Raw genomic sequence first — 25,800 nt, 5'->3', positions numbered from 1 at the left:
CGACCCCGTAGGCTGGAGGCGCCACGGGCCCAGCGTCGCGCCCAGCCCCACCTCGCCTCCCTGGAGTCCCTCGCTTGTCGCCCTCCCCCGCCTCGGTGCCCGCCTCCCGCTCCAGCTGGGCCGGTCTCATCCTGCTGGCCGTCGCGATCTTCGCCGTCATCACCACCGAGGTGGTGCCGATCGGCATCCTTCCTCGCGTGGTGCAGGACTTCGGCCTCGACGAGTCGGTGGGCGGCATGCTGGTCTCCCTGTACGCGGGCCTCGTGGCCCTCACGGCCGTCCCGCTCACGCGCTTCACGGGTTCCCTGCCGCGCAAGCCGGTCCTGCTCTCGACGCTCGTGATCTTCACCGCCTCCAACATCCTGGCTGCCACCGCGCCGTCGTTCGTGTGGCTCGTCGTGGCCCGCGCCGTGGGAGGCATGGCGCACGCCCTCTTCTTCGCACTCGCGATCGGCTACGCGACCCGCATCGCCCCACCGGGCGCGGTCGGCAAGGCCATGGCGATGACCAGCATGGGCGCCTCGGCCGGCTTCATCCTGGGTGTGCCCGCCGGCACGGCCCTCGCCGAGGTCGCCGGGTGGCGCCTCACGTTTGGAGCCCTCGGCGCGCTCACCGCGATCGCGTTTGTCGTGGCGCTGGTCCTGCTGCCCTCGGTGAAGCACGACGCCGCCGCCTCCCGCACCCTCGTGCCCGGCGGGAGCTCCCTCCTGCTCGTGGCCGGCCTGGCCGGCACCACGTTCCTTGGCCACTACTGCCTGTACACCTTTGTCTCGCCGCTCATCCTGTCCACGGGGCTGGATCCCGTGTGGCTGAGCCCCGTGCTGGTGCTCTTCGGTGTGGCCGGCCTCTTCGCGATCCGCGCCGTCGCGCCGCGCCTGGACGCCCACCCCGTGCGCTGGATGATCCTCATGCCCGTGAGCATTCTTCTCAGCCTCGCCGCCACGGTCCTGGCCATGCCGATCCTGTGGCCCACGCTCATCATCGCCGGGCTCTGGGGCGCCTGCTTCGCCCCCGTGAACTCGACCTTCCAGAACGTGCTCGTGCGCGTCGGCAAGGAGAACCCCGAGATGGCCGGCGCGTGGATCAACGTGACGTGCAATCTGGGCATCGGCGGCGGCGCCGCCCTGGGCGGCCTGGCCCTCGACGCCGGAGGCCTCCAGGGCGCCGGCCTGCTCGGCTGCGCGATCCTGGCGCTCAGCATCGGCTTCACGCTGCTCATGCGCGCCCGCCTGAACGCCGCCGCGGCCCGCTGACGCGGCCCGGCGGACCCGGCGGGCCCGGACGGCCGGGCGGCCTGCTTTGCGGACTCTCTCGGGCCGGCCCACCCGGCCAGCCCAGCGCCCGACGCCGCCTACTCGCCGCCCAGCGCGAGTTCCGCCTCGTCCGGCGCGGCCTTGCGCGGCACCCCCACGCGGATGAGCGGCAGCACCTGGAGGACGGCGAGGGTGGCGGCGAACCAGAGCGTCCATCCCACGCCGGCCAGCGCCCCCAGGGCCGCGCCGAGCAGGCCGCCCACCACGGTGGCGCCCTGCGTGAGCGTACGCCGCACCGAGGACACCCGGGCCAGGAGCTCGTTGGGCGTGAGTGCCGCCGCCACGCCGGAGGAGCTCACGGCCATGAAGCCGATGCAGGCCCCGAAGAGGAAGAACGACGCGAAGATCATGAGCGGCTGCGCCGCGTGCGGCACCCACGAGGCGGCCGGGATGAGCGCAAAGTTCAGGGGCATCACGCAGCAGGCGGCAAACATGACGCGCAGCGCCCCGAAGCGTCGCCCGGCGCGCGGCGCCAGGATGGCTCCGCCGATGCCGCCCACGGCGCTCAGGGACCACACCAGGCCGAACACCACAGGGTCCATGCCCAGCTCGCGCAGGATGAAGACGGTCTCGGCCGACTGATAGAAGCCGGCGGCAAAGTTGTTGAGGGTCGCCGCTGCCATGATCGCGGCGAGCAGGGGCGTGCCCCGCAGATAGGCCCAGCCCTCGCGCATGGACGGCCACACCCGCTCGCGCGGCCGCTGCGCCGCGGGGGGATCGGCGGGAAGCCGGGTCAGGCCGCCGATGGCCAGGAACTGCGTGAGGGTGGAGATGCCCAGCACGAGCGGCGCCGGCATGAGGCGGGTCAGGAGGCCGCCGGCCGCCGGCCCCGCGAGGGTGATGACCTGGTCGGTCGCCATGAGGGACGCCGCGGCGTCCGGAACGCGGGACCGCCCCACCAGGGCGGGCAGGACGGCCTGGTGGCCGGTGCTGAAGAAGGTGTCCGCCACGGAGGCCAAGACCACGCACACGAGCAGCTGCCACGGCGCCAACAGATCCGCGCACCACAGAAGCACCGGCGCCCCGTAGGCCAGGACGCGCAGCCAGACGCTCGCGAGCATGGTGCGCTTGGCGCCCCACCGGTCGACGTAGACACCCGCCACGAGGCCCAGGGCCAAGGCGCCCGCGTTGGACAAGGGCGAGACGAGCCCCACCTCGAACGTGCTCGCGTGCAGCGTCAGGGTCATGGAGACCTGGATGGCAAAGACGGCGATGAGCCGCGCCGCGTCCGAACCGGCATTGGCGAGCCACAGCCCACGAAAGGCGGGAAGCGAACGCAAGCGTGCGCCGTCGTTCATCTGCTCCCCCTGCATCTGCCACTGTGTGATCAACCTCACCGTACCCGGCCGCGCCTCCCCCGAAGCGCTCATCCGGCCCCCAGCCGGTCACAATTTCACAAAAATTGTGACATATGACACGAGCGCCCCCGTCCCCTTCGAAAAGGGGGCGGGGGCGCTTGCGTATCTCAGGCGTGGCGCGCTCAGCGAGCGACGGCGCCCTCGGTGTAGTCGTCGTCGGACTTCATCCACGAGAAGAGCTTGCGCAGCTCGCGGCCCGTCTCCTCGATCGGGTGAGCCTCACCCTTGGCGCGCAGCTCCTTGAACTCCGGGGCACCGGCGGCCTGGTCGTTCATGAAGCGATCGGCGAAGGCGCCGTTCTGGATGTCGGCCAGGACGGCCTTCATGTTCTCCTTCACCTCGGGGGTGATGACGCGCGGGCCGGAGACGTAGTCCCCGAACTCGGCCGTGTCGGACACGGACCAGCGCTGCTTGGAGATGCCGCCCTCGACCATGAGGTCGACGATCAGCTTCAGCTCGTGGAGCACCTCAAAGTAGGCGATCTCGGGCTTGTAACCGGCCTCGGTCAGGGTCTCGAAGCCGTACTGGACGAGCTGCGAGGCGCCGCCGCAGAGCACTGCCTGCTCACCGAAGAGATCGGTCTCGGTCTCCTCGGTGAAGGTGGTCTCGATGACGCCGGCGCGCGTGCCGCCGACACCCTTGGCCCAGGCCAGGGCGATCTGCTTGGCGTCGCCCGTGGCGTCCTGCTCCACGGCGATCAGGTCCGGCACACCGCGGCCGGCCTCGAACTCGCGGCGAACCACGTGGCCCGGGCCCTTGGGGGCGATCATAATGACGTTGACATCGGCCGGGGGCTTGATGAAGCCGTAGCGGATGTTGAAGCCGTGGCCGAAGGCCAGGGTATCGCCGGCCTTCAGGTGATCCTTGATGGACTCCTCGTAGACCTTGGCCTGGACCTGGTCCGGGGTCAGGATCATGATGACGTCGGCCTCTTCGGCGGCGTCGGCGACGGAGAGGACGCGCAGGCCCTCGGCCTCGGCCTTGGCGGCCGACTTGGAGCCCTCGGCCAGGCCGATGCGCACGTCGATGCCGGAATCACGCAGGCTCAGCGCGTGGGCGTGGCCCTGCGAGCCGTAGCCGATCACGGCGACCTTCTTGTCCTGCAGGAAGCTCAGGTCGGCGTCGTCCTCGTAGTACATCTGAGTCACGGAAGATTCCTCTTTCTTGGAATGCGTGGTGGTTCTAGGAAAGTGTGTCTGCTGCGCGGCGAGAACCGCGCAAGTGTGTCGCCTCGGTGTCAGGCCCTCAAGGCCCGACGGCGCGGGGCCGGCTTAGGCGGAGACGGCGCGGAGCGCGCGCTCCGACATCGACTTGTGGCCGCGGCCGATGGCCAGGGTGCCGGCCTTGACGATCTCGCGAACGCCGAAGGGCTCGAGCACGGCCAGCAGCGCCTCGATCTTGTCGGAGCTACCCGTGGCCTCGAGGACCACGGCGTCCGGGGAGACGTCGACAACGCGGGCCCGGAAGAAGTCGGCGGCCTGGGTGACCTGGAGGCGGGTCGCGGCGTCGGCCTTGACCTTGATGAGCACGTGATCGCGCTGCACCGAGGACTCGGGGGCGAGCTCCACGATCTTGATGACGTTCACGAGCTTGTTGAGCTGCTTGGTCACCTGCTCCAGCAGATCGCCCTCGGCGTCCACGACCACGGTCATGCGGGAGAGCCCCGGGACCTCGGTGGGACCCACGGCGAGCGAGTCGATGTTGAAGGCGCGGCGGGCGAACAGGCCGGCGACGCGGGTCAGGGTGCCGGGAACGTCCTCCACGAGCACCGAAAGGGTGTGACGTGCCATGTCTCAGTCCTCTTCGTTCCACTCGGGGGTCATGCCCCGGGCAATCTGGATGGCGTCGTTCGGGACGCCGGCGGGCACCATCGGCCACACCATTGCATCCTTCGAGACGATAAAGTCGATGATCACGGGGCGGTCGTTGATCTCCAGCGCCTGCTGGATCGCCGCGTCCATGTCCTCCTCGCGCTCCACGCGGATGCCCACGCAGCCGTAGGCGTCGGCGAGCTTCACGAAGTCGGGAACGCGGATCGAGTCGGCGCCCGTGTTCAGCTCGGTGTTCGAGTAGCGGCCGTCGTAGAAGAGGGTCTGCCACTGGCGCACCATGCCGAGCGAGGAGTTGTTGATCAGGGCCACCTTGATCGGGATCTTGTTGATCACGCAGGTGGCGAGCTCCTGATTGGTCATCTGGAAGCAGCCGTCGCCGTCGATGGCCCAGACCACGCGGTCCGGCTCGCCGACCTTGGCGCCCATGGCCGCCGGGATGGCGTAGCCCATGGTGCCGAGGCCCGCGGAGTTCAGCCACTGGTGGGGGCGCTCGTACTTGACGAACTGGCTGGCCCACATCTGGTGCTGACCCACGCCGGCGACGTACACGGCCTCCGGGCCGGTCAGCTCGCCGAGGCGCTGGATTACGTGCTGCGGGGTCAGGGCGCCGTCCGTGGAGGGGGTGAAGCCCATGGGGTAGGTCTCGCGCAGGCGGTTCAGCGTGGCCCACCACGGGGACAGATCGGGGGCCAGGCCCTCGGCCTTGCGGCGCGCAAACTCCTCGGTGAGATCCGGCAGGACCTCCTCCAGGGAGCCGACGATCGGCACGTCGGCCGTGCGGTTCTTGGAGATCTCGGCCGGGTCGATGTCGGCGTGGATCACCTTGGCACCCGGAGCGAACGACGCCAGCTGGCCCGTCACGCGGTCGTCGAAGCGGGCACCCAGGGCGATCACGAGGTCGCTCTGCTGCAGCGCGGCGACGGCGGAGACCGTGCCGTGCATGCCGGGCATGCCGACGTGCTGCTCGTGGGAGTCGGGGAAGACGCCGCGGGCCGTCAGCGTGGTGACGACGGGTGCGCCCGTTGCCTCGGCGAAGGCCATGAGCTCACGCGAGGCGTGGGCCTTCTGGACGCCGCCGCCGGCGTAGATGACGGGGCGCAGCGAGGCCGTAAGCAGCTTGGCCGCCTCGCGCACCTGCTTGGCATGGCCCTTGGTGACGGGGCGGTAGCCCGGCAGGTCCATGACCGGCGGCCACGAGAAGACCGTGGGCTTCTCCTGGGCGTCCTTCGTGATGTCCACGAGCACGGGGCCCGGGCGGCCGGTGCCGGCCAGGTAGAAGGCCTGCGCCAGGACGCGCGGGATGTCCTCGCCCTTGGTGACGAGGAAGGAGTGCTTGGTGATCGGCATGGTGATGCCGACGATGTCCGCCTCCTGGAAGGCGTCGGTGCCGATGAACGCGGAGTTCACCTGGCCCGTGATCGCGACCATGGGCACGGAGTCCATGTGGGCGTCGGCGATGGCCGTCACGAGGTTGGTGGCGCCGGGGCCGGAGGTGGCGATGCAGACGCCGACCTCGCCCGTGACCATGGCGTAGCCCTGAGCGGCGTGACCTGCACCCTGCTCGTGGCGCACCAGCACGTGATTGATGGTCTCGGAGGCCATCAGCGGATCGTAGGTGGGGAGGATGGCGCCGCCCGGAAGGCCAAAGACATCCTTGACGCCCAGTTCTTCGAGCGAGCGGATAATCGCCGCCGAACCCTTCATCTCCGTCGGCTCAACAACCCGGCCAAGCCCGGGAACGGGCAGGCCGGCCAGGGGCGCGGCGGGGTTCGGCTTGGACACGGCGCGGGCCACCGTGGACGGGGTGGCGTTGGGTGCCTGTCCCATCTGCTCCACCTTCCTTCGAGTGCGTGAATGACTCAACTCAAACAGGGGGCTGGCGCGCACGCAAATGCTACGAGCCGCCGTCTCATTATTTGGACCACGGTCCGCAAAATGGACAACCCGGCCCCCGCAGCAGATGCGTGGACGTCCAAGGAAGCACCGGCTCCGCCGCCCACGATCCGCGCGCCTGGGGCGGCCGACGGCGGCGCGCGAGGCGCTCGCGCCACGCAGGAAACCGCCACTTTCGCGCGCACGACGGCGGGCCGTCGGCCCAGCGCGCGGGCGGGGGTGTCAGGATGGTCGCCACGGGGAGGCTCCCAGGATGCTTCGAGGGGGAAACATGCAATTGCTCTGGTTCGGCAATGGAACCTGGTGGGGCCTCCTCATCGGCCTCGGCCTGGTGCTGCTGCACCTCGCCGTGATCATCCGGGCCCTGACCCGCCCGCACCGCGCCGCCGCCTCGCGCGTGGCCTGGGTCGCCGTGCTCCTCTTTCTCCCGTTGCTCGGCGTGATCGTCTACCTCTTCCTGGGCGAGACGAGCATCGGCCGCGGGCGCGAGGAACGCATGGCCGCCGCCGAGGCCTCGCTGCCGCTCCCCCGCCCGCCGCACGCGCCGGCGCTGTCGGCGAGCGCCGAGGCGATCATGAAGCTGGCCACCTCGGTCAACGGCTTCGAGCCCACGGAGGGCAACTCGATCGCCCTGCAGGCCGACTCCAACGCCGCGGTCGATTCGCTCGTCGCCGACATCGACGCCGCGCGCTCCACCATCCACATCAGCTTCTACATCTGGCTCGCCGACAACAACGGCACCAAGGTGGCCGACGCCATCACCCGCGCGGCGGCGCGCGGCGTGACGTGCCGCATCATGGTCGACGCCCTCGGCTCGCGCGCTTTCCTCTCCTCGAAGCAGTGGGCAGGCATGAGCGCGGCAGGCGCCCACTGCGTCGCTGGCCTGCGCGACGTCCCGCGTTGGGGTCGCCTGGCCGTGGGCCGTCCCGATCTGCGCAACCACCGCAAGATCGTGGTCATCGACGACGCCATCGCGTACATGGGCAGCCAGAACTGCGCCGACCCCGAGTTCCGGGTCAAGCCGAAGTTTGCCCCGTGGGTTGATGTCTTCTTCCGCTGCACCGGTCCGCTCGTGGCCCAGCACCAATGGCTCTTCCTGACCACGTGGCTCACGGAGCAGCCCGACGACGCGGCGGCGCGGGTCCCCGCCCGGGCGCCCCAGGCGTCGTCGGGCCGGTCCGGTTCCGCCGCGGAAGGCGAGCGTGGCGTGGCCGCCGTGGCGTTTGGCACGGGGCCCACCGTGCGCGCTGGCGCGATGAGTGAGGCCTTCGTGGCCGTCATCGGCTCCGCGCACGACGAGCTCGTGGTGACGACCCCGTACTTCGTGCCGGACGAGCCGCTCCTGGCCGCGCTGTGCGCCGCGCCGCGCCGCGGCGTGGACACGACCCTCATCGTCCCCGCGCGCAACGACTCCTGGCTCGTGGCGCAATCGGCCGAGAGCGCGTACGAGCGCCTGCTCGAGGCCGGCGTGCGCCTGTACGAGTACCCCCTGGGCCTGCTGCATTCGAAGACGATCACGGTGGACGGCCAGCTCGCCCTCGTGGGCAGCGCCAACATGGACCGGCGCAGCCTGGAGCTGAACTACGAGAACAACGTGGTGATCGCGAGCGCGGCGGTGACGGCGGATGTGCGGGCCAGGCAGCAGAGCTACCTCGACGCCTCCTCACCCGTAGCGCTGGAGGCCGTGAGCGCGTGGTCGTTCCCCCGGCGCCTTGTGCACAACGTGGTGGCGATGCTGGCGCCGCTGCTCTAGCGAGGAGGCCGTCCCGGCCTGCGCTTCCCACCGAACCACCCGCCGTCGGGCCTCTCCCCCGCGCCGGGACTCAGCGCAGCAAGAGCGGCAGCCGCGCCGCCGTGCCCGTCCCCTCGCGCGGCAGGTAGGCGACCACGCTGAGCTCGGGCGCGTCCTGCGGGACGAGGCCGAGCTGTTCGAAGTCCAGCTCGCCCGCCTCCGGATGCAGGAAGGTGCGCTGGCGCGAGGCGAAGCGCAGGACCGCGTGCTCGTCCCAGGCGCGGGAGAAGTCCTCGCTCACGGCGCGCAGGTGCTCCAGGAGCCGGACGTGGGCCGGGCCGGCGACGCGGGAACCCGTCTCCGCGCGGTACTCCGCGAGGAACTGCCGGCTCGTGAGCTCCCAATCCGGGAGCATGGCGCGGACGTAGTCGTCGGTAAAGACAAAGAGCAGCGGGTTCCGCTCCTCGGCCGGGGCCGCGAGCACCCCCGGGAAGAGCCCGGCGTAGGAGCGGTTCCACGCCGCGATGTCCCAATGCGGGGTCAGGGCGAAGGCCGGCGCCGGCTCCAGGGCGTCAAGGAGGTGCTGCACGTGCGGGGGCACGGGAGCCGGGGCGAGTGGGACCACGCGGGGGCTCGGCGAGAAGCCGACGAGGCCGAGCACGTAGTCGTGCTCGGCGCGGCTCAGGCGCAGGTTCAGCGCCACGGCGTCGATCACCTGGCGCGAGGGGTTGATGTCCCGGCCCTGCTCGAGCCACGTGTACCAGGTGACGGAGACGCCGGAGAGGAACGCGATCTCCTCGCGGCGCAGGCCCTTGGTGCGGGCGCGGGCCACGGGCGGAAGCTCGTAGTCCGCGCGATCCGCCGCGGTGCGCTTGGTACGCAGGAAGGCCCCGAGTTCCTTGCGTGCTGCCTCGTTACTGCTCACCCGCCAAAACTAGCACTCTCACTACTAGTATCAGCGGCGTCCGGCCCACGGACCCCGGGCGGACGTGAGCCACCCCATACTTGATGCATGCCCATGCTTCGTTCCCGCACCATCACCCACGGCCGCAACATGGCGGGCGCCCGCGCCCTCCTGCGCGCTTCCGGCGTCGCCAACTCCGATATCGGCAAGCCGATCATCGCGGTGGCCAACTCCTTCACGGAGTTTGTCCCCGGCCACACGCACCTCGCGCCCGTTGGCCGCATCGTCTCCGAGGCGATTCACGCCGCCGGCGGCGTGGCCCGCGAGTTCAACACCATCGCGGTGGACGACGGCATCGCCATGGGCCACGGCGGCATGCTCTACTCGCTGCCGAGCCGCGACCTGATCGCCGACTCGGTCGAGTACATGGTCAACGCTCACTGCGCCGATGCCCTCGTCTGCATCTCCAATTGCGACAAGATCACCCCCGGCATGCTCATGGCCGCCATGCGCCTGAACATCCCCACGGTGTTTGTGTCCGGCGGTCCCATGGAGGCCGGCCGCGTGACCCTGACCGACGGCTCGGTGCGCTCGCTCGACCTCGTGAACGCCATCTCCGACGCCGTGGACGAGTCCATCTCCGATACGGACATCAACCTCATCGAGGAGAACGCCTGCCCCACGTGCGGCTCCTGCTCCGGCATGTTCACCGCCAACTCCATGAACTGCCTCACCGAGGCCATCGGCCTGTCCCTGCCCGGCAACGGCTCGGTGCTCGCGACCCACACGGCCCGCAAGGCGCTCTACGAGCGCGCCGGTTCCACCGTCGTGGAGCTGACCCGCCGCTACTACGAGAACGACGACGCCTCGGTGCTGCCGCGCTCGATCGCCACCCACGAGGCCTTCGACAACGCCATGGCCCTCGACGTGGCCATGGGCGGCTCCACCAACACGATCCTGCACCTGCTGGCAGCGGCCCGCGAGGCCGGCGTGGACTACGACCTGCACGACATCGACGCGCGCTCGCGCCAGGTGCCCTGCCTGGCCAAGGTGGCGCCGAACGTGGCCTACGACAAGACCTACTACATGGAGGATGTGCACCGCGCCGGCGGCATCCCCGCCCTGCTGGGTGAGTTGCACCGCGGCGGCCTGCTGCACACCAACGTCAACACGGTGCACTCGGAGTCGCTCGAGTCCTGGCTGAACGATTGGGACATCCGCGGCGGCAAGGCCACCGACGAGGCCAAGGCGCTGTGGCACGCGGCCCCGGGCGGCGTGCGTTCCTCCACGGCCTTCTCCCAGTCCAACGAGTGGACCTCGCTCGACACCGACGCCGAGGCCGGCTGCATCCGCTCCGTGGAGCACGCCTACTCCAAGGACGGCGGCCTCGCCGTGCTGCACGGCAACATCGCCCGCCACGGTTGCGTCGTCAAGACCGCCGGCGTGGACGAGTCCATCTGGACCTTCGAGGGCCCCGCCGTGGTGTGCGAGTCCCAGGACGAGGCAGTGGAGAAGATCCTGAACAAGACCGTCAAGGAGGGCGACGTGGTGGTCATCCGCTACGAGGGCCCCAAGGGCGGCCCCGGCATGCAGGAGATGCTCTACCCCACGTCCTTCCTGAAGGGCCGCGGCCTCGGCAAGAAGTGCGCCCTCATCACCGACGGACGCTTCTCCGGCGGCACCTCGGGCCTCTCGATCGGCCACATCTCCCCCGAGGCCGCCTCGGGCGGAGAGATTGCCCTGATCCAGGACGGCGACCTGGTCCACATCGACATCCCCACCCGCGCCATCAAGGTGCTCGTGGACGAGGCCGAGCTGGACGCGCGCCGCGAGCGCCTCGAGGCCACGACGGGCTACCACCCCGTGGGCCGCGAGCGCGAGGTCTCCGCGGCGTTGCGCGCCTACGCCGCCATGGCCACGAGCGCCGACAAGGGCGCCGTGCGCGACATCGACGCGCTCTACCGCATGACGTCCCCGCAGAACGCCTGACGCAGCTTCGGCCCGCGCCGATCCGCCGAACGCCGCCGGCCGTCACCGCTTTCGCGGTGGCGGCCGGGGGCGTTGTGGGGTCGGCCCCGGTCCCGCGCTCATTGCGAACGGATGACGTTTTAGCCCGGACCCGACCATTGCGTGGGCCAGTCCGCGTAGGGTGGGCCGCATGGACCCCAGGCAGAACGAGGAACTCGACGCCCTGCTCAAGGATCGCCTGCACGAGGCCTTCGACTCGCAGATCCCCAACTTTGGGGGCTACAACCTCGTGTACGCCTCCGGCGACTCCGGCGCGGGCGGCTCCTTTGTTCTCGGCTTCCGCGCCCAGCCGCTGGAGCTCATCGTCGCCCCGGTCGACCCGCGCACGCACACCGCGCTGGAGCCGGCCACGAGCATCGACCTGACCAACGTCTCCCACCTCGCCCAGCTGCGCGAGGCCGGCTACGAGTTTGGCCTGAGCACGGGCCGGGTCTTCCGCTTCGACGTGGCACCCACCCCCACGCTGTACCTGCACAAGGACGGGCAAAAGGTCCAGGTGCAGCTGCGCCAAGAGAACGATTGCCGCGAGCTGCACGCCTTCCTCGAGGGCTTCATGGACCACCTGGATTCCATCGTGGAGGCCGCCGCGGCCGCCGACTCGGCGCAGTAGGCGAGCCGGCGCGGTGAACTGCGCCACAGGGCGACGCCCCGATTTGGCATCAACGGCGGCGGCGGGTAAACTTATGCGAGTCGAAAGCGCGCCGAGCCAAAGGCGATCAACGCGGAAGACGGTAAGCACCTCTAGCTCAATTGGCAGAGCAATTGACTCTTAATCAATGGGTTCCGGGTTCAAGTCCCGGGGGGTGCACCAAGGAGAAGACCCCTTCCGGGAACGGAGGGGGTCTTTGCTTGGGGGTGGGCCTCGGCCTACCTCGGAGCGGCCCGCTCCCCGTTTTGGTGATCCGGAACGGAGGATGTAAGCTGTTCCTCGTTGAACAAACGGACACCACAAAGTGAATGTTTGAACAGCGATAAGCACCTCTAGCTCAATTGGCAGAGCAATTGACTCTTAATCAATGGGTTCCGGGTTCAAGTCCCGGGGGGTGCACCACGGAAGGGCCCCGATCATGCGTGATCGGGGCCCTTCAATGCCTCCGGGGTCAGCGCGCCCCGGTCACGCCGAGGAGGAACGCATGAGCCAGCCGACCGAACGCCTGAGCGTGGGCGCCACCGCCCCCGACTTCACGCTCCCCAATCAGGACGGTCGCGAGGTCTCCCTGCACCAGCTCCGCCAGCAGGGCAAGGTCATCGTGTACTTCTACCCCGCCGCCTCCACGCCCGGGTGCACCAAGGAGGCCTGCGACTTCCGCGACTCCCTGTCCTCGCTCAAGGCCGACGGCTACACCGTGGTGGGCCTCTCCCCCGACCCGGTGGCCAAGCTGCGGGCCTTCGCCGACAAGGAGGGCCTGCCCTTCGAACTGCTCAGCGACGAGGACCATGCGGTGGCCTCCGCCTACGCGGCCTGGGGCGAGAAGAAGAACTACGGCCGCGTCTACGAGGGCCTGATCCGCTCCACCTTTGTCGTGGAGCCGGACGGCACGCTGTCGCTGGCCCAGTACAACGTGCGCGCCACGGGCCACGTGGCCAAGCTGCGCCGCGACCTCGGGCTCGCCTCGTAGCCCCTCCTTGCGGCGCGCGGTGCGCGGGATTGATCCCGCGGCCGTGCGTCCCGCCCGGTTAGACTGCACTTCGGTCTCACCGGCCCACGCGGGCGTGGCGGAATTGGCAGACGCGCTGGATTTAGGTTCCAGTGTCTATTGACGTGGGGGTTCAAGTCCCCCCGCCCGCACTGAAGGACAGGCCGCGGCGGCACCACCCGCCGCCGCGGAGCACAGGAGGACGTCAGGGATGCACAAGGCCGTCGCCACCCCCACCCGCCGGTCGGTCCTGGCCGGCGTCGGAGGGACCTTGGGCCTGCTCCTGGCCGGTTGCACCGTCTCCGAGCCCGCACCCACCGGGACGTCCTCCACCCCGACCAAGCGCAGCCTGCGCTTGCTCACGCCCGCGCCGTCCGGCAGCTGGGATCCCGTGGAGGCCTCGGACCTCGAGGCCCAGCGCGTGGTCCGGCAGGCTTACGACACCTTGCTCGGACTCGACGGGGCCTCCGGCGCCCCGGCCCCGGGGCTCGCCGAGAGCTGGAGCGTCTCCGACGACGGGCTCGTGTACGAATTCGTGCTGCGTCAAGGCGTCTCCTTCCACGACGGAACACCCTGCAACGGCTCGGCCGTCGCCACCAATGTTCGCCGCTGGATCGCCCTGGGCGGCTCTGACGACCCCGCCGTCTCCACCGTCGCCACGCTCTTCGACGCGGTCAAGGACGCCAAGGAGCGCGAGGTAGCCCCCGAGCAGACCGACGACGAGCCGACGCCCTCCGCCTCCGCCCCGGCCGACGGCGAGCAGCCCGCGAGCCAGGATCCCGCGCCCACGCCGAACACCACCCAGGCCGACCCCCTGGGCCAGCCGACCGCGCTCGTCGGCTCCCCCGTGGCCTCCGTCAGCGCCGAGTCCGAGTTCACGGTGCGCCTCGTCCTCACGCGCCGCATCACGCCGCTCATCCAGGCGCTCACGCACCCGTGCTTCTCCATCGTCTCCCCCGCCCAGCTCAAGAGCGCCGGCGCCCTCGAGGGCCGGGCCAGCGGCGACGGCCTGCGCCGCGCCGACGCGGGAACCGGTGCCTTCCGCCCCGGCGAGGACGGCGACTCGATCGTGCTGAGCGCCGTCACCGATCACTTCCTGGGGGCTCCGTCCGTGGACGAGGTCAGGCTCACGCCGCAGACCTCGGCCACCCGCCGCGCCTGGGAGCTCGTGCGCGGCACGTGCGACGGCTTCGACCTCGTCACGGTCGACACCATGAAGACCCTGGCCCAGGACACCCAACAGGTCCTGCAGCGCGATCCGTTCTCCGTGGCCTACCTCGGCATGAATCAGGCCAACCCGTGGCTGGCCGATGAGCGGGTGCGGCGCGCCATCGCGCACGCCATCGACAAGAACGGTCTCGTCGACGGGCTCTACATCACCGGGACCAAGGCGGCCGCCTCGCCGCTGCCCCCCTCGCTCGGGGTCGCCGATCCGAGCTCCCCCTACGGCCACGACCCGGCCAAGGCCAAGCGGCTCCTCGCCGAGTCCGGCTACCAAGGCGAGCCCATCGAGTTCCTCTACCCCACGCACGTTGCCCGCCCCTACCTGGCCCTGCCCGAACGCGTCTTCGCCGCCGTCGCTGGCCAGCTCGGCGCCGTTGGCATCGCCGTCACCCCCGTGGGCATCGCGTGGGACGAGGGCTACTTCGAGGCGGTGCAATCCGGCAAGCACCACGGCCTGCACCTGCTCGGCGCCCAGGGCACCTACCGCGACCCCGAGAACTTCATCGGTCGCCTCTTCGCCCGGGCCACTGCCCAGCTGAACTTCGATTCGCCCGAGGTGCGCCGCCGCGTGCGCGCGGCGCGCGCCCTCCCGGCGGGCGAGGAGCGTGCGGCGGCCTACGCCGACATCGTGGAATTGGTCACGGTCGCGGCCCCGCTGGTGCCGCTTGTCTACCCCATCTCCGCGCTCGCGGTGGCCCCGCGCGTGAGCTCCTACCCCACCAGCCCGGTGCTCGACGAGCCACTGTGCTCCGTGACCCTCGCCTAGGGCAAGCGCCCACACGCCGTCGCGCACCTGCGGCGGCGCGTTGCATGCGGCGCCACCGATTTCAAGGGCACGCCCGCACGGCGGTAGCCTGGCCAAGATAGACATCCGCATCTGAGATGGAGTCACTGTGTCCGCAGCTACCCCCACCCTCTCGCTCGACGTCGCGCTCGTCGGCGGGGGCATCATGAGCGCCACGCTTGGCACGCTCTTGCAGCAGATCGAACCCGGCTGGAGCATCGGCCTGTTCGAGAACCTCGAGGCCGCCGGCCTCGAGTCCTCCGGTCCGTGGAACAACGCCGGTACCGGCCACTCCGCGCTCTGCGAGCTCAACTACGCCCCGGCCTCGCCGGACGGAACGGTTGACCCGAAGAAGTCGCTCGGGATCAACGAGCAGTTCCAGCTCACCCGCCAGTTCTTCGCGTGGAGCGTCAACCAGGGTCTCGTGAAGGACCCGAAGAGCTTCATCCACCCGCTGCCGCACATGAGCTTCGTCCAGGGCGAGGCGCACCAGCGCTACCTCAAGGCTCGTTACGAGTCGCTGAGCGCCCACACGCTCTTCGACACGATGGAGTACACCGAGGACCTCGACCAGATCGCCGAGTGGACCCCGCTCGTCGCCGAGGGCCGCACGCAGCGCACCGTCGCAGCGTCGCGCGTGGTCGGCGGCACCGACGTTGACTTCGGCTCGCTCTCCAAGCAGCTCGTGGACGGCCTGGCCGCCCGCGGCGCCGATGTGCGCTTCGGCCACCGCGTCACCAACCTGGTCAAGACCGGCTCCGGCTGGCGCCTGACCGTGAAGAACCACGCCTCCGGCGAGACCTTCGAGGTCGACGCCAAGTTCGTGTTCGTCGGCGCGGGCGGCGGCGCCCTGCCGCTGCTGCAGAAGTCGGGCATCGACGAGATCAAGGGCTTCGGTGGCTTCCCGATCTCCGGCGTCTTCCTGCGCTCCACCAACGACGAGGTCATCGCCCGCCACGAGGCAAAGGTCTACGGCCAGGCGGCCGTGGGCGCCCCTCCGATGTCCGTGCCGCACCTTGACACGCGCTACGTGGACGGCAAGAAGGCCCTCATGTTCGGCCCGTACGGCGGCTTCTCGCCGAAGTTCCTGAAGACCGGCAAGCTGTGGGATCTCCCCGGCTCCGTTCGCCCCGGCAACCTGCTGCCGATGCTCAACGTCGCCAAGGACAACCTTGACCTCGTGAAGTACCTGCTCACCGAGCTCACGGCCACGAACTCCAAGCGCATGAACGCGATGCGCGAGTACTACCCCGCCGCGAACCCCGACGACTGGGAGATGATCACCGCCGGCCAGCGCGTGCAGGTCATCAAGAAGGACCCCAAGAAGGGCGGCGTGCTGCAGTTCGGCACCGAGGTTATTGCCTCGGCCGACGGCTCCATCTCCGGCCTGCTGGGTGCCTCCCCGGGCGCCTCGACGGCCACGCCGATCATGCTTGGCCTGCTCAAGCGTTGCTTCCCGAACCAGTACTCGGCCTGGGAGGGCAAGCTCAAGGAGATCGTGCCGACGCTCGGCACCTCCCTTGACTCCAACGCCGACCTCTACCACGAGGTCAAGGCGAGCACGGATCAGGTCCTCAAGCTGGCCTGATTCACCCCTGCGACGCGACCGCGGACGAGCCCCTCGTCCGCGGTCGCGTCGTATCCTCGAAAGACCCGGCGCTCGCCAGCCAACCCTAGGATGACGGTTCATGCACCTCCTCGCTCGCCTCTCGCTGCGCAACCGGGCACTCATCGTGCTCGTGTGCCTCTTCGTCTGCGTCTTCGGCGTGATCTCGATGACGCGCCTGAAGCAGGAGCTGATCCCCAGCGTCGAATTCCCGCGGCTCACCGTCATGGCGACGCAGCAGGGCTCGAGCCCCGCCGTCATGGACGAGCAGGTGGGCCGCCCGCTCGAGTCGGCCATGCAGGGCGTGGAGGGCCTCGAGTCGAGCTCGTCGACGTCCACGACCGGCATGAGCGTCGTGTCGCTGACCTTCACCTACGGCACCGACCTCGACCGCGCGCGCAACCAGGTGGACCGCGCGATCTCCAATGTCTCGCAGCTCCTGCCGGACGGCGTGCAGCCGAACACCTTCGCCGGCTCCGTCGCGGACATCCCGGTGGTGTACTACGCGGTCTCTGGCGAGGGAAGCCTGGCCGAGACGGCCGACAAGCTCAACGCCGATGTGGTCCCGGCCCTCAGCAAGCTCGACGGCGTGCGGGGTGTTGACGTCTCCGGCGCCGGCAGCCAATACATCCGCATCACCCCCCACGAAGCCTCGGACGAGGAGCCCTTCGCCTCCCCCGCTGAGCTGCAGGCGGCCATCGCCAACGCGGGCCGGGCTGCGAGCCTCGGATCGCTCACGGACGGCTCCTACACGCTGCCCATCCAGACCAACGGCGCGCCGGCCTCCGTGGCGGAGTTGCGCCAGCTGCCCGTCGCCACCCAGGACGGCGGCACGTATCAGCTCGGCGAGCTCGCCAAGGTCGAGGTGGCTGACAACCCGACCACGTCCATCACGCGCACCAACGGCAAGGAAACGCTCGCGCTGTCCGTGACGAAGACGCCCGACGCCGACACGGTCCGGGTCTCCGAGGCCGTCCGCGACGCCCTTCCGGCCCTCGCCGAGCAGTCCGGCGCGACCTTCACGCTCGTCTTCGATCAAGCGCCCTCCATCACCAACGCCATCCACGACCTCACGGTCGAGGGCCTCATGGGCCTGGTCATGGCGATCGTGGTGATCCTGCTCTTCCTGCGTTCGATGCGCTCGACGCTCGTCACGGCGATCTCCATCCCGCTGTCCCTTCTGGTGACGTTCATCGGCGTGTGGGCGTTCGGCTTCTCGCTCAACATGCTCACGCTCGGCGCCCTCACGATCTCGATCGGCCGCGTGGTCGACGATTCGATCGTGGTCATCGAGAACATCAAGCGGCACCTGAGCTACGGGCAGCCCAGGGGCCGGGCGATCATCGACGCCGTGCGCGAGGTGGCCGGGGCCATCACCGCCTCCACTCTGACCACGGTCGCGGTCTTCCTTCCCGTCGCGTTCGTGGGCGGTCTGGCCGGCGAGCTCTTCCGCCCCTTCGCGCTCACGGTCGCCGTCGCCCTCATCGCCTCGCTCTTGGTCGCCCTGACCATCGTGCCGGTGCTCGCCTACTGGTTCCTGGCCGGCGCCTCGAAGGCGCGCGCCAAGCGCGAGGCCAAGAAGGCGGCCAAGGCCGCCCAAGCCGCCGCAGTGCCCGACGGCGCGGCCTCCTCCCAGCCGGCCCCCGCCCAGGCGGGCGAGGGCACCCGGCCCGACGCCGCGGCGTCGGGCACCGAGGCCCTGGCCCCCGTGCCGGTGGCGGCCGCCTCGGCCGCGGCCACCGAACGGGCAGCCCGCGAGGCGGCGGAGGACGAGGAGAGCCGCTCGTGGCTGCAGCGGGGGTACGTGCCCGTGCTGCGCAAGACGCAGGCCCATCCCGTCATCACACTGGTGGCCTCCGTGCTCATCCTGCTGGCCACCGTCCCGCTGGGCATGCTCATGAAGACCAACCTGCTCGGCGGCATGGGGCAGGAGGCCTTCAGCGGCACCCTGACCATGCCGGCCGGCTCGTCGCTGCGCACTACCGACACCGCCGCGAAGCGCTACGAGGAGGCCCTGCGCTCGGTCGACGGCGTCAAGGACGTCCAGGTCACCATGGGCCCCTCCGACTCCAACTTCGTCATGATGATGGGCCCCTCCTCCGCCGACACCGCGAGCTTCACGGCCACGACCGCCGAGGGTCGCGACGTGGAGCAGGTGCTCGCCGCGGCGCGCGAGGAGGTCGCCAAGCTCGACCTGGCTGGCGAGCTGGAGCTCAGCGCCACGCAGGGCGGCGGCTTCAGCTCCGACATCACGATCGACGTTAAGGCGGCAGATCCCGACACGTTGGAGACTGCCAACTCGGCGGTCATGGAGGCCATGCGGAACATTCCCGGTGCCGTGAGCGTCGAGTCCAACCTGACCTCCAAGCAGCCGCAGGTGCTCGTCACGGTGGACCGTCAAAAGGCGGCGGAGGCCGGGCTCTCGCAGGAGCAGATCGCGGCGCTCGTCAACGGGACGCTCAACCCGCTCTCCGCCGGCAAGCTGACCTTCGGTTTCACCACGCTGGACGTCAAGATCGGCGAGGGCACCCAGCTCAACGGGCTCGAGCAGCTGGAGAACCTGGAGATCATGACGCAGGGCGGGCCCGTACCGCTCTCCGAGATCGCCACGGTGAAGCGCGTTGAAGCCGAGGTCTCCATCACCTCGCAGAACACGGACCGCGTCTCCACCGTCACGATCACGCCCATCGAGACCGAGCTCGGCAAGGTGGCTGCCGAGGTCACGAAGCGCCTCGACGCGCTCTCCCTGAAAGACGGCGCCACGGCCACGCTCGGCGGCGCCGCAACCCAGCAGGCCGAGTCGTTCCAGCAACTGGGCCTGGCCCTCATCGCCGCCATCGCGATCGTCTACGTCATCATGGTCGCGACGTTCAAGTCGCTCATGCAGCCGCTCATCCTGCTCGTCTCGATCCCCTTCGCCGCGATCGGTTCCATCGCCGCGCTGCTCATCACGGGCGTGCCGCTCGGCCTCGCCTCGCTCATCGGGATGCTCATGCTCGTGGGCATCGTCGTGACGAACGCGATCGTGCTGATCGACCTCATCAACCAGTACCGCAAGCCGGCCCCCGGCCGCGCGGCGATGAGCCTCGACGAGGCGATCGAGCACGGCGCCCGCCGCCGCCTGCGCCCCATCCTCATGACGGCGCTCGCGACGATTTTTGCCATGATCCCCATGGCCCTCGGCCTCACGGGCTCCGGCGGCTTCATCTCGCGCCCGCTCGCCGTGGTGGTGATCGGCGGCCTCGTCTCCTCGACCCTGCTCACGCTCATCCTGGTGCCGGTCCTCTACCGACTCCTCGAGTCCCGCCGCGAGCGCAAGCGCCTCGCGGGCGAGGGCCCGGAGCCGGACGGGCTCGACGACGCCTCGCTCGGCCTGGGCGGCGGGCCCGCCGGCGGCGAACCTGCCCCGGCCGGCCCCGGATCCGCGAGTGCCGAGGCCCTCGCCGCGCTGCAGGAGGCCTGGACCGGCACGATCGACCTGGCCACGGGCCTGCCCCGCCCCTCGCGCGGGCGCCACGCGGCCGAGCCGCCGACCTCCACCGGCGGGGTGGTCCTGCCCCACTAGGGCCCACCTCCCCCGCCGCCGCACGCAGCGCAACGGCGCCCCTCGTCCCGGTGAGACGAGGGGCGCCGTTCGTCGGATCAGGCCTTCTTCTGCGCCGTGATCTTCACCTGGTCAACGGCCCAGAAGGCCGAGTTGGTGCCGGTGTCGCGGAAGTGCACGCGGGCCGAGGAGGAGCCCCTGGGCGCCTTGACCACGCGCGACTCGGTGCCGTTGAAGCTCTTGGTGGAGGACTTCAGCAGCTGCGGGGCCGCGGCGTCTCAGGAGGCGAGCACCTGGCCCGACTGCGGTCCGTCCACGAGGTAGTCGGAGACGAAGTCCACGCGCAGGCTCTTGGCGCCGTTGAGCTTCACGGCCTCCGAGATGAGCGTCGAGTCGAACTCGCCGGCACCGAGGGCCTTGTCGTCCCACTCGTCCGCATCCGCCACGGCGAAGACATTGCGGGAGCGGACGTTGCCCTCACGGCCCCGGCCGGGCGCGGCGGCCGTGAAGAAGTCGTCGTTCGTGAAGGACCAGCCGGCCCACTCGGTCACGCCGCCGGCGGGCATGCGGGTGTTGTCAATGGACCACCCAGTGGGGGCGAGGTCCACGATCGTGACGTCCTGGCGGCTCGGGGGCTTGATGCCCTTGCCGCTGGCGATGACGAAGGTCTGGCGCTCGAGCGCCGAGGTGCCGCCGTGGTGTGGGCCGTGGCGTAGGCGGCCGAGGAGCTGCCGGCGCTGTGGCCGGCGCCGTCGATGTCGTCAAGGTGCACAAAGGTGGCGTCCGGGTTGCCGTTCTTGAGGTCATCGGCGGCCTTGGCCGTGGTGTCTGCGTCGTTGCCGCCGCGCACGCGCAGGTCGGTGGCCTTCCCGAAGATCGTGTCGGGGATCGGGTTCCACGTGCCGACCACGAGCATGGAGGAGCGCGGGCTGGCCGCCTCGAGCCGCGACATAGAGTCGGGGTAGTACTCGTCGTTGGGCTTGGCGAAGGAATGGTCGACGACGTTGTGCTTGTCGGGCCAGGCTCCCGTCGCGATCGTGGACCAGCCGGCGCCGGACACGGTCTGCGCCATGGGCGTCGAGTAGAGGTCCGACGCCGCACTCAGGCCGGTCGCGGCGAACCTGGCCATGCTCTGGGCGGTGGCCTCCGTGATCTGGCTCAGCGAGCACCGTCCAGGCCGATGACGAGGGTCTTCTTCTTGCTCGTCCCGGAGGGCAGCTGCTGGTCGTCGGGGGCCGGCGGATCGCCAGCGCGGCGCCCGGGCCCTTGAGCGCCGCCTGCCCCTCGACTGTGCCGAGCCGGGCCCCAGCCGCCCCACCGCGGCGACGACTTGTGTGCACAAGCCGGCCACGCGCCGTCGTGCGCTGGCCCTTCTCTGGAGACCACCCAACGCACGAACCCGCCCGGACCAGCGGTCCGGGCGGGCTCGTGCGTTGGGTGCGAGGGGAATCAGGCGGTGACGCCGAGATCAACGTCCTTGCGCTCCTTGACGACGCTCACGGCGATCAGGGAGATGATGGTGATGCCGGCCAGGTAGATGCCGATGTGCCAGGACTGGCCCGTCGACTTCAGGATGGCCTCGGAGATCATCGGGGCAAACGCGCCGCCGAGGATGGTGCCGAGGGCGTAGCCGATGGAGACGCCCGAGTAGCGGATGTGCGGCGGGAACATCTCGGCGTACAGCGCCGCCTGCGGGCCGTAGGACAGGCCCAGGCCGATCGTCAGGACAAACGCAGCGATGAAGTAGAGGCCAAGGTCCTTGGAGTCGATCAGGAACCACATGGGGATGGCCCACAGCAGAATGATCGTGTAGCCCACCTGGAAGGTGCGCTTGCGGCCCCACTTGTCGCCCAGGTAGCCACCCACGAGCGTGAAGATGAGCCAGCCGAAGGAGGCGAGGGCCGTGGTCAGCAGCACCGACGGCATGGGCAGGCCCAGCGTCTTGGAGAGGTAGCTGATGAAGAACGCGATGACGAGGTATCCGGCGGCGTTGTTCGAGATGAAGATCAGCGCGGCGAGCAGCACCTCCTTAGTGTTCTTCTTGAAGAGCTGGCCCAGCGGGGCGGAGGACTCGGCCTTGCGGGCCTGCAGCTCGGCGAAGATCGGGGACTCCTCGACGGCGCGGCGGATGACCCAGCCGACAAACACGAGGACGATCGAGAAGAGGAACGGCAGGCGCCAGCCCCACTCGAGGAAGGCCTGCTGGCCGATGACCTGCTGGATGATCCACAGCACGGCCGTCGCCAGGATCATGCCGATCGGCACGCCGATCTGCGGGAACGCGCCGAACCAGGAGCGCTTGCCCTTGGGGGCGTGCTCCACGGCCATGAGGGCGGCGCCGCCCCACTCACCACCGGCGGAGAAGCCCTGCAGCACGCGCAGCAGCATGAGCATGATCGGAGCGGCAATGCCGATCTGGGCGTAGGTCGGCAGAACGCCGATGAGGGCCGTGGAGGCGCCCATCAGGATCAGCGTCAGCACGAGCATCTTCTTGCGACCCAGGCGATCGCCCAGGTGGCCGGCGACGATGGCGCCAAGCGGGCGGAAGAGGAAGGAGATGCCGATCGTGGCGAACGAGATGATCGTCGCCAGACCCGGGTTCTCCTTCGCGACGGGGGCAAAGAAGAGGGGGCCGAGCACGAGGCCCGCGGCCTGCGCGTAGATGAAGAAGTCGTACCACTCGATGGAGGTACCGACCAGCGTGCCGGCGAGGACCTTGCGCTGCTCGCGGCGACGCTCTGCGCTCACCGGAACTGCTGCGGTAGTGCTGCTCATGGATGTGTCCCTTGTTCGGGGCACCGGAGGGTGCGGGTGTCGAAATGCCGCGTTCCCATACCGAACGCTCGGTCAGGAACGGCGACCGATACAGCATGCCACAGGATCGCGTGATGCACATCACGCGCGGCAAAGTTTTTTCCGGTGCAGGCCGGGCGGTGCGCAACCGCCCGGCCGGGAGCCTCGGGGCGAGTCGGCTCAGGCGTCCTGCAGCGAGGCCCGGGGCACGCGCAACAGCAGCGCAGCGGCGAGCAGAGAGGTGCCGGCGCAGATGCCCCACACGGTGAGGTAGCCCGAGAGCGGGGCCGAGCCGTCCGCGCCCGCACCCCCGTGGGCCAGCGCCAGTCCAAAGACGGCCGAGGCGAAGGCGCCGCCGAGGGTCTTAATGGCATTCGTGGCGCCCGTCGCCATGCCGGTGCGCTCGGGCGGCGCAGCGGCCGCGGCCGCGGGAGGCAGGGCCGCCACGAGGAGGCCCGAGCCCAGGCCGGCGACGGCCATGTTCGCGATCACGCCCGCGAGCGAGGCGTGGTTCGGGAGGAAGAGGGCGTAGCCGAGCGCCGTGAGGAGGGCTCCCGCGATCAGGGCGTCCCGCAAGGCCAGCCGCTTGGTGAGCGGGCCGAGCGCGAGCGCGCCCAGGGCCAGCGAGAGCACGTACGCGCCGATGACGTACGAGGCCTGGCCGGAGCTCAGGCCCAGGCCATGCCCTGAGACGGCCGGGTCGGTCCGGGCGAAGGTCGAGAGCGGCGCCTGGGCGCCGAGGATCGAAGCGCCAAAGAGGAAGGCCGTGAGCTGCACCGGCCCCTGGCGCTTGGTGCTGAGCACGCGCAGGTCCAGGGTGGGGCTCGCGTGGCCCAGCTCCTGGCGGGCAAAGAGGTAGCCGAGCACGAGGGCCACAGCCACGAAGGCGAGCACGGGCCAGCCCAGGCCCTGCACGCGCAGGAGCGAGAGGGCGCCCATGAGCGCCGCGATCGTCAGGGCGAGGAGGCTCGCGCCCAGGATGTCGCCGCGGCGGCGCTCGCGCTCGGCTGGGCTCTCGGGAGCGGACCCCGGGCCGCCCACCGCCGCGCCAGCCGGGGCCGGATCCTTGACCCACACCGCGATGACGCCGACGCAGAGCGTCGTGACGATCGCGGGGATCGCGAGGGTCAGGCTCAGGTTTCCGGTCACGGTGATGAGCTGACCGCCGGCCAGGGCGCCGACGATGACGCCGAGCTCCAGTGCTCCGACGAGCAGGCCGGCCGCCCGCCGGGTCACCGCGCCGGGGGCGCCGTGGGCCCTGGCGCGCGTGTGGATCAGGGCGATCTCCGCCGGGAGCCAGACGGCGTAGAGCCCCTGGAGCGCCCACGCAGCAAAGAAGAGCACGGGCGCTCCCGTGGCCAGGAGGGCCCACGACGCGGCCGCCGTGACGACCGAGGAAATGATGAGCACCCGCCGGTGTCCCACCCGGTCGCCCGCCGCGGCGAGCAGCGGGACGGTGAGCGCTGAGACCGCGAGCTGCACGGCCTCGAGCCACGTGACATCGGCGTCGGTGATGCCCAGGGCCCGGGCGATGTCGGTGAGCAGCGGCGTGTAGTAGCCCTGGAGCACGCCCGAGGTGAGCTCGACGAGGACGAGCGCGCCGACCACTGCGGACACGACGGAGTACGGAACGGCATGTCCGGCGCGGGGGCTCGGGGCCTGGGAACGAATCACCGCTGAAATCTACCTTGATGGAGGGCGGGAAACAGCCCTTCCGGTCAAAGAAGAGGGGTTTATTGCCGCCCGGGTCGGGACGGCACTCAGAGCCGGGAGAACAGCTCCCGGTAGAAGACCACGCCGCGGCCGAGGGCCTCGACGCGCACCGACTCGGCCACACCGTGGATCCGCCCGCGCTCGGCGGCATCCATCTCCAGTGGGGCCAGGCGGTAGACGTTGCGACTGATGCCGTGGAAGCGGCGCGCGTCGGTGGCGGCGAGCGTCACGTACGGCGCGAGGTCGGCGTGCGGGTGCGAGACGGACAGCGCCTCCCGCAGGAGCCCGAGCGGGGCCGCGTCCGGAGCGCTGACCGGTGAGGGCTCGTTCGACTCGAGGATCTCCAGCTCCACGCGCTTGTCCCGGATCACCCGGCGCAATCGGGCCACGGCGGAGTCCACTGAGTCCCACGGCGCCAGGCGCAGGTTGAGCACGGCGCTCGCGCGCGCGGCGAGGACGTTGTTGGCCTCGGACCCCTCCAGGCGCGTGACGGCGACCGTGGTGCGGACCAGCGCGGCGGGTTCGCCGCCCAGGCGGGCCAGGAGGCCGGCGCCGAGCGGCCCGGCCGCTGCCACGGCGCGCAGCACGGGCGCCATGGCCCCCGTGGCGCGGGAACCGAGGTGGGCCAGCAGCCCCGAGGTGACCGGGGCGAGTCGGGCCGGGAACGGGCGGCGGCGCAGGCGGCCGAGGGCCTCCGTGAGCCGGTCGACGGCACCCACCCGCGGCGGGGCCGAGGCGTGCCCACCGTCCGAGCGGACCGTGAGGCGCACGCTCAGCAGCCCCTTCTCCCCCAGGCCCACCATGGCCTGGGGCCGCTTAACGCCGGGGAAGGCCTCCTCGGCCACGGCGCCGCCCTCGTCCAGGACAAACTCGGGGCGCACGCCGGCCGCGGCCAGGCGCTGGGCCATGGCGACGGCGCTCGAGCCGGCCACCTCCTCGTTGTCGCCGAGGCAGAAGTACACATCGGGGCCCGGGGCGTAGCCCTCCTCGAGAAGGGTCTCGGCGGCGAGCAGCGTGGCGACGAGGTCGCCCTTGTCGTCGAGCGCACCGCGGCCGTGCACGCGCCCGTCGGCGATCTCGCCGGAGAAGGGGTCCCGGCTCCACCCATCGCTTGGCAGGGCCGGCACCACATCCTGGTGCGCCATGAACACGACCGCCCGGTCAGGCTCGCTCCCGGGCCAGCGCCAGAGCTGCCCGTGCGCGCCGATCGTCTCGCGCTCACACGCGGCGGCCAGCAGCGGGAAGCCGCTGCGCAGCGCCTCGACGTGGGCGTCAAACGCCGCGGTGTCGTACGGCTCACCCTCGGGGCGGGAGACCGTGGGGATCCGGATCAATCCGGCCAACAGCTCGGCGGCACGGGGGGCTAGCGTCTCGGGGGTCGGCATGGGCGACAGTCTAGGCGGGCGGGCGGGCGCAGCCGCGCGCCCCGCGCGGGCCCG

At 70.5% G+C, this 25,800-nt stretch carries 18 protein-coding genes and 3 tRNA genes; 11 read left to right on the top strand and 10 right to left on the bottom strand.

Translation table 11 applies throughout. The features are described 5' to 3' along the window. The first annotated feature begins 74 nt into the window (after positions 1-74). Positions 75-1,253 carry an MFS transporter gene (locus DWB68_RS06165; RefSeq protein WP_119424270.1) on the top strand — a complete coding sequence of 393 codons (1,179 nt, stop codon included), beginning with the start codon at positions 75-77 and terminating at the stop codon, positions 1,251-1,253. Positions 1,254-1,351: 98 nt separating this feature from the next. Here DWB68_RS06165 and DWB68_RS06160 read toward each other — a convergent pair whose 3' ends face one another. The 4 genes from DWB68_RS06160 to DWB68_RS06145 form a co-directional block, all read right to left on the bottom strand. Then, on the bottom strand, positions 1,352-2,626 hold the full coding sequence (locus DWB68_RS06160) for an MFS transporter (protein WP_158588222.1): 1,275 nt from the start codon (positions 2,624-2,626) through the stop codon (positions 1,352-1,354). 167 nt (positions 2,627-2,793) lie between these two features. Next, positions 2,794-3,810 carry a ketol-acid reductoisomerase gene (ilvC, locus tag DWB68_RS06155; protein ID WP_394159875.1) on the bottom strand — a complete coding sequence of 339 codons (1,017 nt, stop codon included), beginning with the start codon at positions 3,808-3,810 and terminating at the stop codon, positions 2,794-2,796. Positions 3,811-3,942: 132 nt separating this feature from the next. Beyond that, on the bottom strand, positions 3,943-4,461 hold the full coding sequence (gene ilvN / locus DWB68_RS06150) for an acetolactate synthase small subunit (protein ID WP_119424267.1): 519 nt from the start codon (positions 4,459-4,461) through the stop codon (positions 3,943-3,945). A 3-nt stretch (positions 4,462-4,464) separates the two neighbouring features. Next, complete coding sequence (locus DWB68_RS06145) at positions 4,465-6,330, bottom strand: acetolactate synthase large subunit (RefSeq protein ID WP_119424266.1); 1,866 nt, start codon at positions 6,328-6,330, stop codon at positions 4,465-4,467. Between the two features lie 337 nt (positions 6,331-6,667). Here DWB68_RS06145 and cls point away from each other — a divergent pair, with 337 nt between their 5' ends. Continuing rightward, positions 6,668-8,149 carry a cardiolipin synthase gene (gene cls, locus DWB68_RS06140; RefSeq protein WP_119424265.1) on the top strand — a complete coding sequence of 494 codons (1,482 nt, stop codon included), beginning with the start codon at positions 6,668-6,670 and terminating at the stop codon, positions 8,147-8,149. A gap of 70 nt (positions 8,150-8,219) precedes the next feature. Here cls and DWB68_RS06135 read toward each other — a convergent pair whose 3' ends face one another. Continuing rightward, positions 8,220-9,053, bottom strand: coding sequence for a helix-turn-helix transcriptional regulator (locus DWB68_RS06135; protein WP_119424264.1), 834 nt, complete (start codon positions 9,051-9,053; stop codon positions 8,220-8,222). 87 nt (positions 9,054-9,140) lie between these two features. Between DWB68_RS06135 and ilvD the strand changes: the two genes are divergently transcribed. The 9 genes from ilvD (at position 9,141) to DWB68_RS06090 (ending at position 19,876) form a co-directional block, all read left to right on the top strand. Beyond that, positions 9,141-11,021: a dihydroxy-acid dehydratase gene (ilvD, locus tag DWB68_RS06130; protein WP_119424263.1), complete on the top strand. Its 1,881-nt coding sequence runs from the start codon at positions 9,141-9,143 to the stop codon at positions 11,019-11,021. 169 nt (positions 11,022-11,190) lie between these two features. After that, a complete protein-coding gene (locus DWB68_RS06125; RefSeq protein ID WP_119424262.1) occupies positions 11,191-11,670 on the top strand; it encodes a hypothetical protein in 480 nt (159 codons plus the stop codon). A gap of 125 nt (positions 11,671-11,795) precedes the next feature. Further along, a tRNA-Lys gene (locus DWB68_RS06120) sits at positions 11,796-11,871 on the top strand. Between the two features lie 164 nt (positions 11,872-12,035). Continuing rightward, positions 12,036-12,111, top strand: a tRNA-Lys gene (locus tag DWB68_RS06115). An 82-nt stretch (positions 12,112-12,193) separates the two neighbouring features. Next, positions 12,194-12,679, top strand: coding sequence for a thioredoxin-dependent thiol peroxidase (bcp, locus tag DWB68_RS06110; protein ID WP_119424261.1), 486 nt, complete (start codon positions 12,194-12,196; stop codon positions 12,677-12,679). An 88-nt stretch (positions 12,680-12,767) separates the two neighbouring features. Further along, positions 12,768-12,849: transfer RNA gene (locus DWB68_RS06105), tRNA-Leu, on the top strand. A 59-nt stretch (positions 12,850-12,908) separates the two neighbouring features. Beyond that, the gene (locus DWB68_RS06100; RefSeq protein WP_119424260.1) at positions 12,909-14,687 is read left to right on the top strand and encodes an ABC transporter substrate-binding protein; all 1,779 of its coding nucleotides are present in this window, start codon (positions 12,909-12,911) and stop codon (positions 14,685-14,687) included. Between the two features lie 127 nt (positions 14,688-14,814). After that, the gene (locus DWB68_RS06095) at positions 14,815-16,293 is read left to right on the top strand and encodes a malate:quinone oxidoreductase (RefSeq protein WP_267896942.1); all 1,479 of its coding nucleotides are present in this window, start codon (positions 14,815-14,817) and stop codon (positions 16,291-16,293) included. Positions 16,294-16,393: 100 nt separating this feature from the next. Beyond that, the gene (locus tag DWB68_RS06090) at positions 16,394-19,876 is read left to right on the top strand and encodes an efflux RND transporter permease subunit (protein WP_119424259.1); all 3,483 of its coding nucleotides are present in this window, start codon (positions 16,394-16,396) and stop codon (positions 19,874-19,876) included. A 257-nt stretch (positions 19,877-20,133) separates the two neighbouring features. Here the strand turns inward: DWB68_RS06090 and DWB68_RS06085 are convergent, their stop codons facing one another. The 5 genes from DWB68_RS06085 to DWB68_RS06065 form a co-directional block, all read right to left on the bottom strand. Continuing rightward, positions 20,134-20,421 carry a hypothetical protein gene (locus tag DWB68_RS06085; protein WP_119424258.1) on the bottom strand — a complete coding sequence of 96 codons (288 nt, stop codon included), beginning with the start codon at positions 20,419-20,421 and terminating at the stop codon, positions 20,134-20,136. Beyond that, positions 20,403-20,984 (bottom strand): alkaline phosphatase family protein, encoded by a 582-nt coding sequence (locus tag DWB68_RS06080; RefSeq protein WP_119424257.1) that lies wholly within the window; start codon positions 20,982-20,984, stop codon positions 20,403-20,405. Before DWB68_RS06080 ends, DWB68_RS06085 begins: the two co-directional genes overlap by 19 nt. Positions 20,985-21,304: 320 nt before the next feature. Continuing rightward, positions 21,305-22,630, bottom strand: coding sequence for an MFS transporter (locus DWB68_RS06075; RefSeq protein WP_119424256.1), 1,326 nt, complete (start codon positions 22,628-22,630; stop codon positions 21,305-21,307). Between the two features lie 198 nt (positions 22,631-22,828). Next, on the bottom strand, positions 22,829-24,322 hold the full coding sequence (locus DWB68_RS06070; protein ID WP_233548644.1) for an MFS transporter: 1,494 nt from the start codon (positions 24,320-24,322) through the stop codon (positions 22,829-22,831). Positions 24,323-24,408: 86 nt separating this feature from the next. Further along, positions 24,409-25,746 carry a M20/M25/M40 family metallo-hydrolase gene (locus tag DWB68_RS06065; RefSeq protein WP_119424255.1) on the bottom strand — a complete coding sequence of 446 codons (1,338 nt, stop codon included), beginning with the start codon at positions 25,744-25,746 and terminating at the stop codon, positions 24,409-24,411. Between the last annotated feature and the right edge of the window lie 54 nt (positions 25,747-25,800).

It is taken from the genome of Galactobacter valiniphilus (assembly GCF_003575975.1).
Classification (GTDB): Bacteria; Actinomycetota; Actinomycetes; order Actinomycetales; family Micrococcaceae; genus Galactobacter; species Galactobacter valiniphilus.
Note: the sequence above shows the minus strand (reverse complement) of the source record. Positions and strands in the feature narration are given on the sequence as shown.